This is a genomic window from Microbispora sp. NBRC 16548, assembly GCF_030268985.1.
Lineage (GTDB): Bacteria > Actinomycetota > Actinomycetes > Streptosporangiales > Streptosporangiaceae > Microbispora > Microbispora catharanthi.
This window is the reverse complement of record NZ_BSSF01000005.1, coordinates 434,427-450,613: the sequence shown is the minus strand read 5'-3', so window position 1 is coordinate 450,613 and position 16,187 is coordinate 434,427. Positions and strand designations below refer to the sequence as shown.

Sequence of the window (16,187 nt, the reverse complement as noted above, 5' to 3'; positions counted from 1 at the left end):
CGGAGGATCAGGGGCGCCGGGAGAGCGTCCGGCCGATCAGTTCGGCCGCACGGCCGGGGTCGTCGGCGCTCTCCTGGCCGCCCGGCGCCCACAGGAACATCCAGCCTCCCTTGGCGGGCGTCGCGAAGACGATCGTCTGCCTGCCGGTGCCCGGGTGCCAGACGGACAAGACCGGATCGTCCGTGCCGAGCAGTCGCGCGGAGAGACCGTGCTCGGGGAGCCGCGCCGCGAGCGCCTCAAGGCGGGCGAGGCGCTGTCCGCTGTAGTCGCCGGTGCCCGTCACGTGGCCCCTCCAGCGGGGAGATCCAGCTTTGCTACAAGGATCGTCCCAGGTCAGCGCGCTGGCAACCATGGCAGAGTAACGCCCGGGAATGTAACGGCGCGGTTGGGACGCCGTTCGTCCCCGGGTTCGGCGGCGGATCGGGCATGTGATCGAACAGTCGTTCGGCTATATTGGACTGGTCGCCGCCGGGGTGCGCGCCGTCAGGTCGCCGGGGCGCGACAGGCTCCCGGCCCGCCTTCCGGGGCGGGCTGCGGGAAGCTCCGGAAAATGTCGGTGGCACCCCGTAGCTTTTCGGTGACCGAGCAGACGACCACCCTTCAGGGGGCACCCAATGGCAATCAACGACCGCGAGAAGGCCCTTGAGACCGCCCTCGCACAAATCGAGCGGCAGTTCGGCAAGGGCAGCGTCATGCGCCTCGGAGACGACGCGCGTGCCCCGATCGAGGTCATCCCCACCGGTTCTATCGCTCTCGACGTGGCCCTCGGCATCGGCGGCTATCCTCGCGGCAGGATCGTCGAGGTGTACGGCCCCGAGTCTTCCGGTAAGACGACGGTCGCCCTGCACGCCGTGGCCAACGCCCAGAAGGGCGGCGGCATCGCCGCGTTCATCGACGCCGAGCACGCCCTCGACCCCGAGTACGCCAAGAAGCTGGGCGTCGACGTCGACGCGTTGCTCGTCTCCCAGCCGGACACCGGTGAGCAGGCGCTGGAGATCGCGGACATGCTGATCCGCTCCGGCGCCGTCGACATCATCGTGATCGACTCGGTGGCGGCCCTCGTGCCGAAGGCCGAGATCGAGGGCGAGATGGGCGACAGCCACGTCGGTCTCCAGGCCCGACTCATGTCGCAGGCCCTGCGCAAGATCGCCGGTGCGCTGAACCAGACCCGGACCACCGCCATCTTCATCAACCAGCTCCGCGAGAAGATCGGCGTCATGTTCGGAAGCCCCGAGACCACCACGGGTGGTAAGGCGCTGAAGTTCTACGCGTCGGTGCGGCTGGACGCGCGCAGGATCGAGACGCTCAAGGACGGCACCGAGCCGGTCGGCAACCGGACCCGGGTGAAGGTCGTCAAGAACAAGATGGCCCCGCCCTTCCGCCAGGCCGACTTCGACATCCTTTACGGCATCGGCATCTCCCGCGAGGGCGGGCTGATCGACATGGGCGTCGAGCACGGGTTCGTGCGCAAGGCCGGAGCCTGGTACACGTACGAGGGCGACCAGCTCGGGCAGGGCAAGGAGAACGCCCGCAACTTCCTGAAGAACAACCCCGACATCGCCAACGAGATCGAGAAGAAGATCAAGGAGAAGCTCGGTGTCGGGCCGCGGCTCGACTCGCCGAGCGAGCCCCCCGCCGCTCCGGCGGCGCCGCCCGCCCCCACGTCCGGCCGGGGCAGCAAGGCGGCCAGCGCGCCCAAGCCGGGTGACGTCTGAGCGCAGGCATGAGGCGCGACGAGCCCCCCGGCCCGGACGACGGGATCGGGCCGGGGGACTGGAACTCGGGACCCTGGGGGCCGGCCGAAGAGCTGCCCGGATCGGCTGAGGACGCCTCCGCGACGATCGCCGCCCTGCGTGAGGAGATCCGGCGCGCGGAGATCGGACGTGCGGAGATCGGGCGTGCGGAGGCGGGTCAGGAGGCCGGCCGGGCCGGACGCCGGCGCCAGGGACGTGGCGGCCGGCGAGGAGACCCGGCAGGCCTGAGAGAACAGACAGCTCCGGGAGACTGGGCAGGCCAGGGGGGACAGACAGCTCCGGGAGACTGGGCAGGGCTGGGGGAACAGGCAGCTCCGGGAGATTGGGCGGGCCTGGGAGAACGGGGAGCGCCGAGAGGCCGGGGAAAGCGTAGGAGGTCCGGCGGGTGGCTTCCCGACGGGCCGCAGGAGGGCACCGCGGCGGGCGAGGGCCCGCCGGCCGATCCCGAGGCGGTGGCCAGAGCCATCTGCCTGCGGCTGCTGACGATGGCACCCAAGACCCGGGCCCAGCTCGCGGACGCCCTGCGCAAGCGGGACGTGCCAGAGGAGGCGGCGAACGCCGTGCTGGAGCGGTTCTCCGAGGTCGGGCTCATCGACGACGAGGCGTTCGCCGCCGCGTGGGTGAGTTCCCGGCACACCGGTCGCGGGCTCGCCCGCCGCGCGCTCGCCCAGGAACTGCGGCGGCGCGGCGTGGCCGAGGAGACGGTCAAGGACGCCGTCGGACGGCTCGATCCGGACGAGGAGGCCGAGACCGCACGCAGGCTGGTGGATCGGAAGCTGGCCGCCACCCGCGGGGTGGAGCCGCAGGCGCGCATGCGACGATTGGTCGGCATGCTGGCCCGCAAGGGCTACTCGCCGGGGCTGGCCTTCCGCGTGGTCCGAGAGGCGATCGAGGCCGAGGGCAGCCCGTCAGATGGGCTTCCGGATACCTTCGAGTGAGCCATAGCACCACGCAAAAGTCACTTGACAGGGCATCTTTGCTTGCTCGTTACCTCTCTGACGCTTAATCTCGACCGCAGTGAGGAGTTACTCCGCGCAGCGCGGATTGCCATAACGGTGTACCACGACGGACGAGAGACATTGACCGGCCTTCGGGCCATATGGGTCGCCCCTCGGGGCGCCTGGGCATTGCGACGATATTTGTCCTGGTGACGCCACCGGGCGCTGCCGTGCTGCGCGTGTGACCCCTGCCAAGAGTTGTCGTGAGGGGTGAGCGCGCATGGACACGATCGTGATCGTTCTTGCGGTTGCGGTAGTGCTGCTGGCTCTCGTGATGATCGCCGCCCTCGTCATAGTCATGCGCCGCACCGGAGCCGTCGCACCGCCCGGCCCCTCGCCCGAGCAGCTTGCCGAGGTGAAGGCCGAGGTCAACGAGGAACTCGAACGGGCCAGACGCGAGGCTGAGGAGATCCGCACGAAGGCGGAGCGTGACGCGGGGGAGATCCTCAAGAAGTCGGAGACACTCGCCGAGAGCGCAGCGCTGATGCGCAAGGAGGTCGAGGAGGAGGCGCGAATCCTCAAGACGGAGCTCAAGGAGCTGCGCTCCGACCTCGAACGCCGCGAGAACCGGCTGGCCGAGCGCGAGCAGCGGCTCGACGAGGAGGCGCGCAGGCAGACCGAGCGGGCCCGCAAGCTGGCCGAGACCGAGACCGAGCTGGCCGACCGCCGCGAGGAGCTGGAGCGGGTGGCCGAGCGGCGGCAGGAGATCCTGGAGCGGGTCGCCGGACTGACTGCCGAACAGGCCAAGACGGAGCTGGTCAAGGAGATCGAGAACCAGGCCAAGCGCGAGGCCGCGCTGATCGTCCGGGAGATCGAGAGCGAGGCCCGGAAGGAGGGCGAGAAGCGCGCCTGCAAGATCGTGACGCTGGCCGTGCAGCGGGTCGCCACCGAGCAGACGGCCGAGTCGGTGGTGAGCGTCCTCCACCTGCCCGGCGACGAGATGAAGGGCCGGATCATCGGCCGCGAGGGTCGCAACATCAGGGCTTTCGAGTCCACCACCGGGGTCAATCTGATCATCGACGACACGCCGGAGGCGGTGCTGCTGTCGTGTTTCGACCCGGTCCGTCGGGAGACGGCCAGGCTGACGCTGGAGAAGCTCGTGCTCGACGGCCGGATCCACCCCCAGCGCATCGAGGAGGCGTACGAGCGCAGCAAGGCCGAGGTGCGGGACCTGTGCGTGCGGGCGGGAGAGGACGCGCTGGTCGAGCTGGGCATCACCGAGATGCACCCCGAGCTGGTCACGTTGCTGGGCCAGCTCCGCTATCGCACCTCCTACGGCCAGAACGTGCTCAAGCACCTGGTCGAGTCGGCGCACATCGCCGGGATCATGGCCTCCGAGCTGCGGCTCGACCGTGACCTCGTCAAGCGCTGTGCGCTTCTGCACGACATCGGCAAGGCGCTCACCCACGAGGTCGAGGGCAGCCACGCGATGATCGGCGCGGAGATCGCCCGGCGGTACGGCGAGCACGAGGACGTCGTCCACGCCATCGAGGCGCACCACAACGAGGTGGAGGTCAGGACCGTCGAGGCGGTCCTCACCCAGGCCGCGGACGCGATCAGCGGCAGCCGCCCCGGCGCCCGGCGCGAGTCCCTGGAGGCGTACGTCAAGCGGCTGGAGCGCCTGGAGGAGATCGCCCAGTCGTACGACGGCGTGGACAAGGTCTTCGCCATGCAGGCGGGCCGGGAGATCCGGGTGATGGTCCGGCCGGAGAACGTGGACGACATCCAGGCCCAGGTCATCGCCAGGGACGTCGCCAAGCAGGTCGAGGAGGAGCTGACCTACCCGGGCCAGATTCGGATCACCGTGGTCCGCGAGTCCCGCGCCACGGAGTTCGCCCGGTAAGGCCTCGGCCGTCACGCCTCCTGCCGACCGCCTGTCAGGGCGAAGGGGCCTGGCTGATCCCTCTCGTGAGGGCGGGTGGTCGAGTCCCACACCCGCCGGAGCCCAGGACGGCCCCCGACCGGGTCACATGCCCGCCAAGGCCAAGGGCCCCCGCCCACTGCTGGGCGGGGGCCCCGGTCGTGCGGGGGACGCCCCGGTGGGACGCTCCCCCGAGGTCACCATGTCGACGCGGACCAGCGCATCGAGATCGACCGCATGCGCACGCTTCTCGCCGAGACGGACGGGTGACCGGCCCCGCTCATCGGAAGATCTGCAGGTAGAACGACAGCTCGGCGGCGAGGGCCGCCGCCTTGGTCTCCAGCCGCCGGAACCCGTGGGCCTCGCCCTCGAACGTCAGATGGGTGCAGGGCACGCCGCGCGCCATCAGGCGCTCGGCGAACGCCTGCGACTGGGCCGGCGGCACGACCGGGTCGGCGAGCCCCTGCATGAGCAGCATCGGACAGTTCACCCGGTCGGCCCGGGCCAGCGGCTCACGCTCGCCGTATCGGTCCTCGGGACCGACCAGCCACTCCACGTATCGCGACTCGAAGTCGTGGGTGGCCGCGACCAGGGGCCCGAGCGCGCTGACGCCCGCCACCGAGACGCCGCCCGCGAAGACGTCCGACGCGCCGCAGGCGGCCATGACCGTCCACCCGCCCGCGCTCGCCCCGCGTACGGCGATCCGGGCGGGGTCGGCGAGGCCCTCGGCGACCAGCCACTTCGCCGCGGCGATCACGTCCTCCACGTCGGTCACGCCCCACCGGCCGCGCAGGCGCTCCCGGTAGGCCCGGCCATACCCGCTGGATCCGCCGTAGTTGACGTCGATCACGCCGATGCCGCGGCTGGTGAAGAACGCCTTCTCCAGGCTGAGCTCGCTCGTCGCGTGCCCGGTAGGCCCGCCGTGCACGAAGACGACGTACGGCGCGCCGCCCTCGTCCGCCTGTTCCGGCGGATACAGGTACGCGTGGACCCGCGTGCCGGGCCCAGCCTCGAACCCCACAGCCTCGAACTCCACGGCCCGGGGCACCGGGAGGACACCGGCGGGAACGTCGTCGATCTCCCGTCGCAGCTCCTCGGCGTGACCGGCGTGACCGGCGTGACCGGGGTCACGGGCGTCACCGGCGGCGTCGATCCGGACGACCGAACGCGGCGCGCCCGCCCGGTAGCCGAGGCCGGCGAGCACGTCGCCGTCCGCGTCCAGCACGGGCGCCCACCCCTGAAAGGGGACGTCGAGGTCGGTCAGCGTGCCCGTCTCCGCGTCGAGGACGCCCAGGCGCAGGTCGCCGCGTCCGTGCAGCACGGCGAGCCGCCCGTCGCCCAGCACGGCGTACGGCAGGCCGCCGAGCTGCCACAGCGGTCCGGCGAACTCCTCCTCCGCCGGGCAGAGGGCCTCGCACGACGATCCGGAGATGTCGGCCCGGTAGAGGTTCCACCAGCCGGACCGGTCGGAGACCGCGTACAGGCGCCGCTCGTCGCACCACAACGGCGCGAGGACCGACTCGGCCGGCCCGCCCATCACCGTCCGCGTGGCGCCGTCGGACAGCCGCGTGACCCGCAGCTCGGTGCCGGTCCAGGGCATGTGCGGGTGGTTCCAGCAGATGTAGGCGAGGTGCCGGCCGTCGGGGGACGGCGTGGGTGAGGCGTAGAAGTCGCTGCCGGTGACCCGCTCGGTGACGTCGCCGGCCTCGGTCAGCGCCACCGACACGATCGATCGGGTGACCTTGGCGTCCTGGTGGTGGCGTTCCCGGACGCACCACACCCGGGGCCCGTCCGGGCCGTCCTGGACCCGCAGGTCGGCGTAGCGCAGCGCGCCCGGCTCGTCGGGCTCCGGCGTGATCGGCCGGGGCCGCTCCGCGCCCGAGCCCGGCTCGCCGCCGGACTCGGTGCATGGACCCGGCTCGCCGGGCCGTGGCCGGGCGAGATAGAGCCGCTGGTCGGGGTGGTGCGCGAAGACGAGCCCGTGGCCCGGGACGACGACATACGACCGCCCGCCGTACTCGTGGACGCGCGTACGGGCGTCCCAGGGCGCGGGAAGGAGGTCGGTGAGGGCGCCGTCGGCGGCCCGGTGGACGACCGTACGGCGGCCTCCCTCTGCGGCGCGGTCCTCCTCCCACCACGTCTCCCGGCCCAGCACGGTCGGGAAGCCGAGCCGCAGACCGGCGCGTGCCACGTCGGTGGTGGAGATGGGGGACGGCCGTGGCGAGAACGACCTCGGGCCAGGCGTGGGGGGCATGACCGCATCCTGCCGGACGAGCCCGCTCCCGCGGGTGCGAATGCGGCAACGCATCAGTCGAGGGACGGAGGGGTGGTGTAGCGGGTGGCGAGCGCGCCGAGCTGGTCGATGACCGTCCGCTTCCAGGTGCCGTCCTCGAACATCCGGCGCAGCGCCTCCTCGACCTGGTCGCGCAGTGCGGCCGTCCCGGTGGCGATGCCGTACTTCTCGGTGGCCAGCGACCTGCCGCTGAAGCGGAACCTGCCGGGATACTGCGCCGACAGCCCGGCGAGCACGGGGGCGTCGGCCACGATCGCGTCGGTCCTGCCGGAGGCCAGCAGCGGCGCACAGGCGGCGGGCAGGTTCGCCTCCGCGAGGAAGAACTGCCGCCAGCGGGTGCCGAACCTCTGCACGAGCGGCTCGGCGGACTCCCGGGTGGCGCAGACGCGTTTGCGGGCGAGGTCGCGCGGGCGGCGGATGGACAGGTCGTGGGCCCGGACGAGCACGTCGGTGCTGGTGACGAGGTAGGGGCCGGCGACATACCGGGAGCCCGGCGGACCGGTGGCGCCGACGACGAGATCGGCCCGCGCGGTGTCGAGCGTGTAGACGACCTGGTCGTCGCGGTAACCGAGCGCCCGGGCGACGTACTGCGCGACCTCGATGTCGAAGCCGCTGTAGCGCCCGTCGGGAAGCCTGGTGACCAGGCCCGGCTGCCCGGGACGCACGCCGACCACCAGCGTGCCGTCGTTCCCGCATCCACCGGTCAGGAACGCGGCCGCCAGGACGCCGACCACGGCAACGCCACGCCACACGCGCTCAATATCGAGGTCGCGCGCGTCCCCCCGCCAGCAGCGACACGGCAAAGAACCCTTGACCCGAGCGGCGTCAGGCGGGAGGGGGTCAGCTCATCAGCGCGACCTCGCCGCCCGCGGCCACCTCGGCGGCGGCCGGGTCGGCCGCGATCTTGCGGCTGCGCCTGCTGCGCCGTTCCAGCCAGGTGGCGAGGTAGCCCAGCGCCAGGTTGATCGCGATGTAGACCACCGCGATGACGATGACCGAGGGGATCAGGTTGGCGTAGTTGGCCGGCACCACGCGGGCGCCCGCGTTCAGCAGGTCGGCGTACGCCACGACGAACCCGAGCGCGGTGTCCTTGAGCAGCACCACGAGCTGGCTGACGATCGCGGGCATCATCGCGGTCACCGCCTGCGGCAGCAGGATCAGCCGCATCACCTGGTTCTTGCGCAGACCGATGGCGGATCCCGCCTCGGCCTGGCCGCGCGGCACGGCGAGGATGCCCGCGCGCACGATCTCCGCGAGGACCGACCCGTTGTAGACCGTGAGACCGAAGACCACGGCCGCGAACTCGGTCACGACCAGCCCGGCCAGGCTCCCGCCGTACTGGGCGAAGAAGATCAGCATGAGCACCGGGACCGCGCGGAAGGCCTCGACGATCACCGCGGCCGGGATCCGCACCCAGCGGTGGTCCGACAGGCGGGCAATGCCGAACACGGCCCCGAACAGCAGCGCGAGCACCGCGGCGACCGCGGCGGCGGCCAGCGTGTTGAGCAGCCCGGGCAGGATCAGCTCGGTCCAGGTGTCGGCCCGCAGGAACGGCTGCCACAGCTTGCCGTCCCACTGGCCCTTCTCGTCGAACTTCGTCCAGACGAAGTACGCGACCAGCAGCAGGACGACGCCGAACGCGAGGGTCAGCACGTTGTTGCGCAGGCGGGCGCGCGGGCCCGGGACGTCGTAGAGGACGCTGGCGCCGCGCCCGGTCATCGGACCACCGCCAGGCGCCGGGCCAGCCGGCCGGACAGCAGGTTCATGGGAAGGGTCAGCACGACGAACCCGGCGGCGAAGCCGAGGAAGATGGGAATGATCGCGTCTCCGTGGGCGTCGAACAGGTTCTTCATCCGCAGCGCCGCCTCCATGACGCCGATCGCGGCCGCGACCGTCGTGTTCTTGACCAGCGCGTTCAGCAGGCTCCCGAGCGGCGCGATGACCGTGCGCACCGCCTGGGGGAGGATCACCAGGCGGAGCGTCTGCAGGAACGTCAGCCCGATCGCCCGGGCCGCCTCGGCCTGCCCGAGCGGCACGGTGTTGATCCCTGACCTCACGACCTCGCACACGAAGGCGGAGGTGTAGGCGGACAACCCGATGATCGACAGCCAGAAGCTGTTGAGCGACAGGTCGTCCCGGGAGAACTGGACGTTCATCACCGTGCCCAGGCCGAGACCGCAGAACACGATGATCAGTGTGAGGGGCGTGTTGCGCAGCACGTTGACGTACAGCGCACCCGCCCCTCGCAGCACCGGCAGCGGACTGACGCGCATGGCCGCCAGCACGATCCCCCAGATCAGCGAGATCACCCCGCTGACCACCGTGAGCTTCACCGTCAGCCAGAACGCGCCGAGGATGACGGGAAGCTCGTCGACGACGGCCTCCACCGCCTGCCTCCTTCCAGTGCCGCTATCGGTGCTCTAGTACCGTTCGACGGACGGCGGCGAGGTGAAGTATTTGCCGAACTCGCCGAGGTTGGCGTCGAGGGCCTTGCGCCAGCTGCCGTCCTTGAAGAACTTCTCGATCGCGTTGTTGATCGCGTCGCGGCCGGCCTTGTCGTCCAACTTGATGCCGATGCCGTACTTCTCCTCGCTGAACGGCTGGCCGATCAGCTTGAACTTGCCGGGGAACTGGGCGGCGAACCCGGCGAGGATCGTCGCGTCCGTGGAGATCGCGTCGACCTGCTTGTTCTCCAGCAGCGGCAGGCACGCGCCGTACCCCTGCTGCTGGGTGAGGTTCTTGGACTCCCACTCCGCCCCGAACTTGTCGGCGAGGCGCTTCGGCGACGACGAGCCCTGCGCGCCGCAGACCTTCTTGTCCTTGAGGGACTCGACCCCGGTGATCGAGGTGTCGTCGGCGCGGACGAGGATGTCCTGGCCGGTGACCAGGTACGGCCCGGCGAAGGAGATCTTCTTCTTGCGCTCGTCGGTGATGGAGTAGGTCGCCACGACCATGTCCACCTGGCCCTGCTGGATGAACGGCTCGCGGTTGGCCGACTGGGCCTCCTTGAACGTGATCCCGCTCTCCGGCACGCCGAGTTCCTTGGCGACGTACCTCGCCACGTCGACGTCGAACCCGCCGTAGCTGCCGTCGGGCTTTTTCAGCCCCCAGCCCGGCTGGTCGATCTTGATGCCGATCACGAGCTTCTTGTCGTTCTTGGCCTTGTCGGCTATCGAGTCCGCACCGGAGTTGCCGCAGGCCGTCAGGCCGGTGGCCAGGGCGGCCAGGGCGAGCAGGCCGGCTCCGAATCGCATCCGCGTCACCTTTCGCTTCTTGTGGAGCTTGTCGTGAGCTGGGATCAGTGAGTGAGGATCTTGGAGAGGAAGTCGCGGGCGCGCTCGGTGCTCGGCTGGGTGAAGAACTCCGAGGGCGACCCCTCCTCGACGATCTGGCCGTCGGCCATGAACACGATCCGGTTGGCCGCCCGGCGGGCGAAACCCATCTCGTGGGTGACGACCATCATCGTCATGCCGTCCTTGGCCAGGCCGGTCATCACGTCGAGCACCTCCTGGACCATCTCTGGGTCGAGGGCCGAGGTGGGCTCGTCGAAAAGGATCATCTTGGGGTCCATGGCCAGCGCGCGGGCGATGGCCGCGCGCTGCTGCTGGCCGCCGGACAACTGGGCGGGATACTTGCCCGCCTGAGAGGCGATGCCGACCCGTTCGAGCAGTTCCATGCCCCGCTGCTCGGCCTGCTGCCGGGAGATCTTCCGCACCCTGGTCGGGCCGAGCGTGACGTTCTCCAGGATCGTCTTGTGGGAGAAGAGGTTGAAGGACTGGAACACCATCCCGACCTCGGACCGCAGGCGGGCCAGGGCCCTGCCCTCCGCGGGCAGCTCCCGCCCGTCGAAGACGATGGTCCCGGTGTCGATCGTCTCCAGGCGGTTGATCACCCGGCACAGCGTCGACTTGCCGCTGCCGGACGGGCCGATGACGACGACCACCTCGCCCCGGCCCACGCTCAGGTCGATGTCCCTGAGCACATGCAGGGGACCGAAATGCTTGTTGACTCCCTCCAGCCTGACAAGCGGGTCGGAACCACTGATCTCCGTCATGGTCAACAACGTAGGGGGGTCAATGCCGCCGAGTCACTAACGGGCCGGTACCGAATAGATCACATCCCGGCTGCTCAGGACATCACTCCCGGTTTGTCCGTACGGCCCGCCCCATGCGGCCCGGGACGCGGTCCCGGTTGGCTCCTGCCGACCTCTCACCGCGTAGGAGCACAGATGCTGAAAAATCCGGACCTGTTTCGGAAGACCGTGGCGGCGGCGGCCATGCTGGCGTGGCCCGTCCTGCTCGGCCTGGCCTTCCTGACCTCGCCGCCGGGCACCGAGCACGATCCCGCGGTGTTCCGCGCCAGCCCGGTGCAGGTGCAGGCCAGCGCGCTGCTGTTCCAGTGGGCGACCGTCTGCCTGGTCCCGGTGATCCTCGGGCTCGCCCACCTCCTCCGCGCGCGGGCGCCGCGCACCGGCAACATCGGCGCGGCCGTCGGCCTCACCGGCGCGGTCACCGCCACCTGCCTGTTCATGACCGACTTCTACGACCTGGCGCTGGCGCTCACCCTTCCGGACGCCCCGGCCACCAGGGTGACCGAGGTGGCCGGCGCGCTCGGCGGGTTCGTGTACGGCATCCTCCTGCCGGGCTTCCTCCTCCACGTGGGCCTGCTGGTGCTCCTGACGGGCCTGGCGGCGGTGCGGCGGGCGCCGTGGTGGGTCCCTGTGGCGGCGCTCGCGGGGACCTGCGGGCCGTTCCTCACGATGGGGCAGCCGCCGGCCGTCCAGGCCATCGGGTCGCTGTTCCATCTCGCCGCGTTCGGCGCGGTCGGGCTGAAGGTCCTGCGCATGCCCGTGGACGACTGGCGGGCCGCCTGAGCACCCGCGGGCGCCCGGCCGTCCGCTACAGGCCCGACTCCCTGACCCGCATGATCGCCTCGGCCCGGTCGGCCACGCGCAGCTTCGCGAAGATGCTGGACACGTGGTTGCGCACGGTCTTCTGGCTCAGCCCGAGCCGGGCCGCGATCTGGACGTTCGTCAGATGGCCGGCGACCAGGCCCAGGATCTCCCGTTCACGCGGGGTGAGTTCGGGAAAGCTCGGCTCGGGCCTGCGGCCGAGATCGGAGAAGTAGCCCATCAGCCGCCCGGCGAGGGCGGGGCCGAAGATCGCCTCGCCCTCGGCCACGGCCAGGATCGCACGCACGAGCTCGGCCCGCCGCGCACCCTTGAGCACGTATCCGCGGGCCCCCGCGCGTAGTGCCGCGAAGACCGCGTCGTCGTCGTCCGCCATGCTGAGCACCAGGACCCGCACATGCGGGTTGTCCCTCGTGATCCGCTCGGTCGCGGCCACCCCGCCCATGCCGGGCATGGCGAGGTCCATCAGCACGACGTCGGGCTGCACGCGGGGGAGGAGGGCGAGGGCCTGCTCGCCGCTGGCCGCCTCGTCGGCGACCTCCATCTCCTCCACCGGCCGCAGGAGCGCGCGCAGCCCCGCCCGGAAGGCCGCGTGATCGTCAACCAGCAGCACGCGGATCGGCTCCATCGCCCGCCTCCCGTCTCGTGTCCTGCGCCGTGTTCAGGCGTGTGCTCTGGGCTGTGTTCTCGACCGTGTTCTCGGCCGTGTTCCGGGCCGGAAGGCGGGCCAGCACGCGCGTCCCGCCACCGGGCCGCGGACCGATCACGCAGGTGCCGCCGAGCTCGGCCGCCCGCTCGCGCATCGACGCCGTGCCGACCCCGCTGCCACCGCCGTCCGCGTGCGGCTCGCCGCCCTCGTCGGCGATCTCCACTTCGAGCACGCCGGCATGAGTCCCGCCGGTCATGCCGAGCCGTACGCGCACCCGCCCGGCTCCGGCGTGGCGGCGCGCGTTCGCCAGCGCCTCGGCCGCGATCCGGTACGCCGCCACCTCGACGGCCGCGGGCAGCGCCGGGAGGGATCCGTCGATCTCGACCTCGATCTCGACGCCGGGCAGCCGGGCCGCGTGCGACCTGATCGCTCCGGCCAGGCCCAGCGTGTCGAGGGCCGGTGGCCGCAGCCCCTCCACCAGCGTCCGTACGTCGCCCATCGCCGTGCGGGCGTCCGTCATGATCTCTTCGAGCATCGCCAGGGCGTCCGGGTCGCGCACTATGTCCTGCACCATGTCCTGCACGGCCTCCGCGCGCATGGTCAACGCGGCCAGCGTCGGCCCGAGGCCGTCGTGGAGGTCGCGCCGCAGCCGCCGCCGCTCCTCCTCGCGGGCCGCCACGAGCCGTTCACGCGATCGCTGCAGGTCCGCCGACAGCCGCACGGCGTGCACGGCGATCCCCGTCTGGCGGGCGAGGTCGGCGAGAACCCGGCGATCTCTCGCGCCGAGCCCGCTCTCGCCCGGACGCGGAGACAGGACCAGGTCGCCCACCGGCTCGCCCCTGTGCACGAGCGGCAGCCGTACGGCGCCGGGGGAGGGCACGCCGTACGCGTGGGTCGGCCCTCCGGCCACCTCGACCGCGACGTGCGGCAGGCGCAGCGCCTCCGCCACCGACCGGGCCGCCGCGGCCAGCACCGCGCCCGGCTCCGCCGCCTCCTCCAGGCGCCTGCCCAGCAGGGCCAGCGCCGCGTACGGATCGTCGCGCCTGCCGTACATCACCAGATTGACGGCACGTTGCAGCCGCTCGCGCAGCGGCGCGAAGACGAGGGCGACCACCCCGGCGGCGGCCACCGACACCGGCAGCCCGCCCGCCGTGCGGAACACCGCGCCGAGATAGGTGACCACGAGCACGTAACCGCCGAACACGCACGCCGACAGCAGCACGTAGACGAGCGTGCGGTTGATGACGAGGTCGATGTCGAACAGACCGTGCCGCAGCACCGCCACCGCGCTGGCGGCCGGCAGCAGGCAGGCCGCGAACGTCCCCAGAACCTCCCAGAACGGGCTGGTGATGGGCCAGATGGAGCGCGGGTCGCCGTCCGACAACCCCGCGGCCACCCGCCCCGCGACGATCAGCCCGGCGAGCCCCGCGGCGTACCCGAGCCACTTGAGCCGGATCCGCTCGTCGGCGTCGCCGCGCCCGGCCCGGCGTACGAGACCGGCCGCGCCCGTCACGAACAGGGCAGCCATCAGCCCGGTCGTCAGCGGCTCGACGAACGGGGAGACCACGGCGAGCGCGGGCACCCCAAGGGGGTTCGGCAGCGGCGTGCCCCATCCGAGCTGGTGGCTGGGGCCGGGCAGCAGGGCGCTCAGCGCGGTCGTCACGGCGGCGACCGCGGCGAGCGCCCACAGGGTCGCCCGCCACCCGGGCGACGACGGCCGTCCCAACGGGAAGAAGGCGGGCACGGCGGCGACCGACAGGTTGGCGGGGACCCACAGCCACGTCTGCGGCCAGGCCATCGGGGCCGCGAACGGCAGCCCGGCCAGGGCGTAGTGCCCGGTTGCGTCCAGCAGCGCGAAGCACAGGCCACAGGCCGCCATCAGCCAACCGACGGCGTTGCCCGGACGTTCGGCGGTGATCAGGCCGCCGACCAGCGCGCAGACGGTGACGAAGAGGAGGTGGCTCTGGGCGAACAGCCCGGCGCCGTTGCGGTGACCGAACACCAGGGCCGCGACGACCAGGAGCAGGCTGAGCGCGCAGACCGCCCACGCCGTACGCCGCACTGCCCGCCTCCTTCGCGCCTCCGGCGCGACCGCCGAGTCGGGGCTCAGGCTAGCGACCGAAATGCCCAGACGAACAGGACGATGTCCCAGGACGTCCGGGGCCTCGCGGCGCCGGCCGGTTCATCGTCGGGCGTCGCGGTCCCGGGTAGCGGCTCATCCTGGGACGGCGGATCACCCTGGGACGGCGGCTCATCGTGGGACGGCGCTCATCGTGGGACGGCGCTCATCGTGGGACGGCGCTCATCGTGGGACAGGGAAACTGAAAAGGCCGGCGTGACCGGCACGATGCTCGCTTCGTCCGGCGATCTGAGGCGCTTCGCGGACGGGGAGGCGCAGCACGAACCGTGCTCCCCGTTCGCTGTCCTGGATGGTCAAGGTGCCCTGATGTGCTTCTGCGATCTCCCGCGCGATCGCCAGCCCCAACCCGGTCCCCCCTGAGTCCCGGTCGCGTGAGGCGTCCAGCCGGGTGAAGCGGTCGAAGACCCTTTCCCGGTGTTCCGGGGCGATACCGGCGCCGTCGTCGAGGACCTCCAGCGTCGCCGTCGGCCCGTCGGCCCGCACGCTGACGGTGATCTGTGAGGTGGCGTGCCGTTCGGCGTTGTCGAGCAGGTTCACCAGGAGCCGGGTGATCCGCAGCCGGTCGCAGTCGACGAAGACGTTCTGCTGGAGATCCCTCACGATCTCCATCCGGTAGGTGCGGCGGTCGAGCTCGCCGCGGACCAGCCGGCCGAGGTCGGTCGGACTGAGGTCGAGGGGGGCGCGGGCGTCCAGCCTGGCCAGGGTCAGCAGGTCGGTCACGATCGCCTGCAGCCGGTCGACTCCGGCGAGCACCGCCGCGGTCGTCCTCGGCCAGTCGGTGTCGTCCGGATCCATGAGGGCCTCTTCGAGTTGGGCCCGCATGGCGGTGAGGGGGCTGCGCAGGTCGTGAGAGGCGTCCGAGGTGAACTGCCGCAGTTGCTTGTACGCGCCCTCGAGCCGGTCCAGGGTGTCGTTCACCGTTCCGGCCAAGAGCTTGATCTCTTCCTGGTTGTTGTGCGCCACGGGGACCCGGCGGTGGAGATGGGTGGCGGTGATCTCCGCCAGTTCCGTGCGGATGGCGTCCACCGCGGTCATATCCCTTTTGGCCACATGGAAGGTCCCGGCTGCCGTCATCGCGGTCATCAGCAGGGACATGCCGATCGCGAAGGACAGCGCCGCCGTGTTCCCATACCAGGGGACCGTGGGCACCGCCACGTAGAGGAGCCAAGGCCCGTCCGGCTGATAGACCTTGTAGGAGAAGACGGTCATACAGCCCTTCAGCCCGGCCGGAGGGCACACCACCCGTTCGGAGTGCACGCTTGCGCTGGTCGCGTGGAAGGTGGCCATCGGGGGCTTGCGGGCGAGTTGCGGCGTCGCCGCGACGACCTGGTGCCGTGTGTTCAGGACCTGGATCGCGATGTCCTTGCCCGCCGGCAGCACGGAGGGGAGGAACCCCTCTCTGATGAGGGGCACCGCCCGGTCCCACGCCCCGGTGACACGAGCCCGGGCCGCGTCTGCGTCCTTGCTGCCCACGACAACGAGGAAGAGCAGGCTGACCCCGGCGCACACCAGTGCCGCGACGGCGGAGTAACCAACCGTCCTGCGGACGAGAACGGATGATCGGTTCCAGTTCGACATCGGTT

14 protein-coding genes are annotated in these 16,187 nt (G+C 71.3%); 4 read left to right on the top strand and 10 right to left on the bottom strand.

Translation table 11 applies throughout. The annotated features are described in order from the left end of the window. Positions 1-7 precede the first annotated feature (7 nt). Complete coding sequence (locus QSK36_RS16380; RefSeq protein WP_139576144.1) at positions 8-283, bottom strand: hypothetical protein; 276 nt, start codon at positions 281-283, stop codon at positions 8-10. A gap of 331 nt (positions 284-614) precedes the next feature. On the opposite strand from QSK36_RS16380, the gene recA reads away from it, so the two are divergent. The 3 genes from recA to rny all read left to right on the top strand — a co-directional run bounded on the left by recA (position 615) and on the right by rny (position 4,595). Next, on the top strand, positions 615-1,715 hold the full coding sequence (gene recA, locus QSK36_RS16375) for a recombinase RecA (RefSeq protein ID WP_030506474.1): 1,101 nt from the start codon (positions 615-617) through the stop codon (positions 1,713-1,715). Between the two features lie 371 nt (positions 1,716-2,086). Next, on the top strand, positions 2,087-2,692 hold the full coding sequence (gene recX, locus QSK36_RS16370; RefSeq protein WP_502883323.1) for a recombination regulator RecX: 606 nt from the start codon (positions 2,087-2,089) through the stop codon (positions 2,690-2,692). Between the two features lie 280 nt (positions 2,693-2,972). Further along, positions 2,973-4,595 carry a ribonuclease Y gene (gene rny, locus QSK36_RS16365; RefSeq protein ID WP_285782981.1) on the top strand — a complete coding sequence of 541 codons (1,623 nt, stop codon included), beginning with the start codon at positions 2,973-2,975 and terminating at the stop codon, positions 4,593-4,595. 298 nt (positions 4,596-4,893) lie between these two features. Here rny and QSK36_RS16360 read toward each other — a convergent pair whose 3' ends face one another. The 6 genes from QSK36_RS16360 to QSK36_RS16335 form a co-directional block, all read right to left on the bottom strand. Further along, on the bottom strand, positions 4,894-6,867 hold the full coding sequence (locus tag QSK36_RS16360; RefSeq protein ID WP_285782980.1) for a S9 family peptidase: 1,974 nt from the start codon (positions 6,865-6,867) through the stop codon (positions 4,894-4,896). Between the two features lie 53 nt (positions 6,868-6,920). Further along, a complete protein-coding gene (locus QSK36_RS16355; protein WP_161628038.1) occupies positions 6,921-7,658 on the bottom strand; it encodes a transporter substrate-binding domain-containing protein in 738 nt (245 codons plus the stop codon). Positions 7,659-7,746: 88 nt separating this feature from the next. After that, positions 7,747-8,625: an amino acid ABC transporter permease gene (locus QSK36_RS16350; protein ID WP_183538838.1), complete on the bottom strand. Its 879-nt coding sequence runs from the start codon at positions 8,623-8,625 to the stop codon at positions 7,747-7,749. Then, positions 8,622-9,293, bottom strand: a complete 672-nt coding sequence (locus QSK36_RS16345; protein WP_139576150.1) for an amino acid ABC transporter permease — start codon at positions 9,291-9,293, stop codon at positions 8,622-8,624. The genes QSK36_RS16350 and QSK36_RS16345 overlap by 4 nt, the downstream gene beginning before the upstream one ends. A 33-nt stretch (positions 9,294-9,326) precedes the next feature. Further along, positions 9,327-10,160 carry a glutamate ABC transporter substrate-binding protein gene (locus QSK36_RS16340; protein WP_183538840.1) on the bottom strand — a complete coding sequence of 278 codons (834 nt, stop codon included), beginning with the start codon at positions 10,158-10,160 and terminating at the stop codon, positions 9,327-9,329. Positions 10,161-10,204: 44 nt separating this feature from the next. Then, entirely contained in the window at positions 10,205-10,960 is a 756-nt protein-coding gene (locus QSK36_RS16335; protein WP_079312037.1) for an amino acid ABC transporter ATP-binding protein, read from the bottom strand. A gap of 174 nt (positions 10,961-11,134) precedes the next feature. On the opposite strand from QSK36_RS16335, the gene QSK36_RS16330 reads away from it, so the two are divergent. Beyond that, positions 11,135-11,779, top strand: a complete 645-nt coding sequence (locus QSK36_RS16330) for a hypothetical protein (protein ID WP_285782979.1) — start codon at positions 11,135-11,137, stop codon at positions 11,777-11,779. Between the two features lie 25 nt (positions 11,780-11,804). On the opposite strand, the gene QSK36_RS16325 is transcribed toward QSK36_RS16330, so the two are convergent. The 3 genes from QSK36_RS16325 to QSK36_RS16315 all read right to left on the bottom strand — a co-directional run bounded on the left by QSK36_RS16325 (position 11,805) and on the right by QSK36_RS16315 (position 16,182). Further along, positions 11,805-12,443 (bottom strand): response regulator transcription factor, encoded by a 639-nt coding sequence (locus QSK36_RS16325; RefSeq protein WP_182897572.1) that lies wholly within the window; start codon positions 12,441-12,443, stop codon positions 11,805-11,807. Continuing rightward, entirely contained in the window at positions 12,415-14,526 is a 2,112-nt protein-coding gene (locus QSK36_RS16320; RefSeq protein WP_285782978.1) for a sensor histidine kinase, read from the bottom strand. The genes QSK36_RS16325 and QSK36_RS16320 overlap by 29 nt, the downstream gene beginning before the upstream one ends. A gap of 240 nt (positions 14,527-14,766) precedes the next feature. After that, a complete protein-coding gene (locus QSK36_RS16315) occupies positions 14,767-16,182 on the bottom strand; it encodes a sensor histidine kinase (protein WP_285782977.1) in 1,416 nt (471 codons plus the stop codon). Positions 16,183-16,187: the final 5 nt, after the last annotated feature.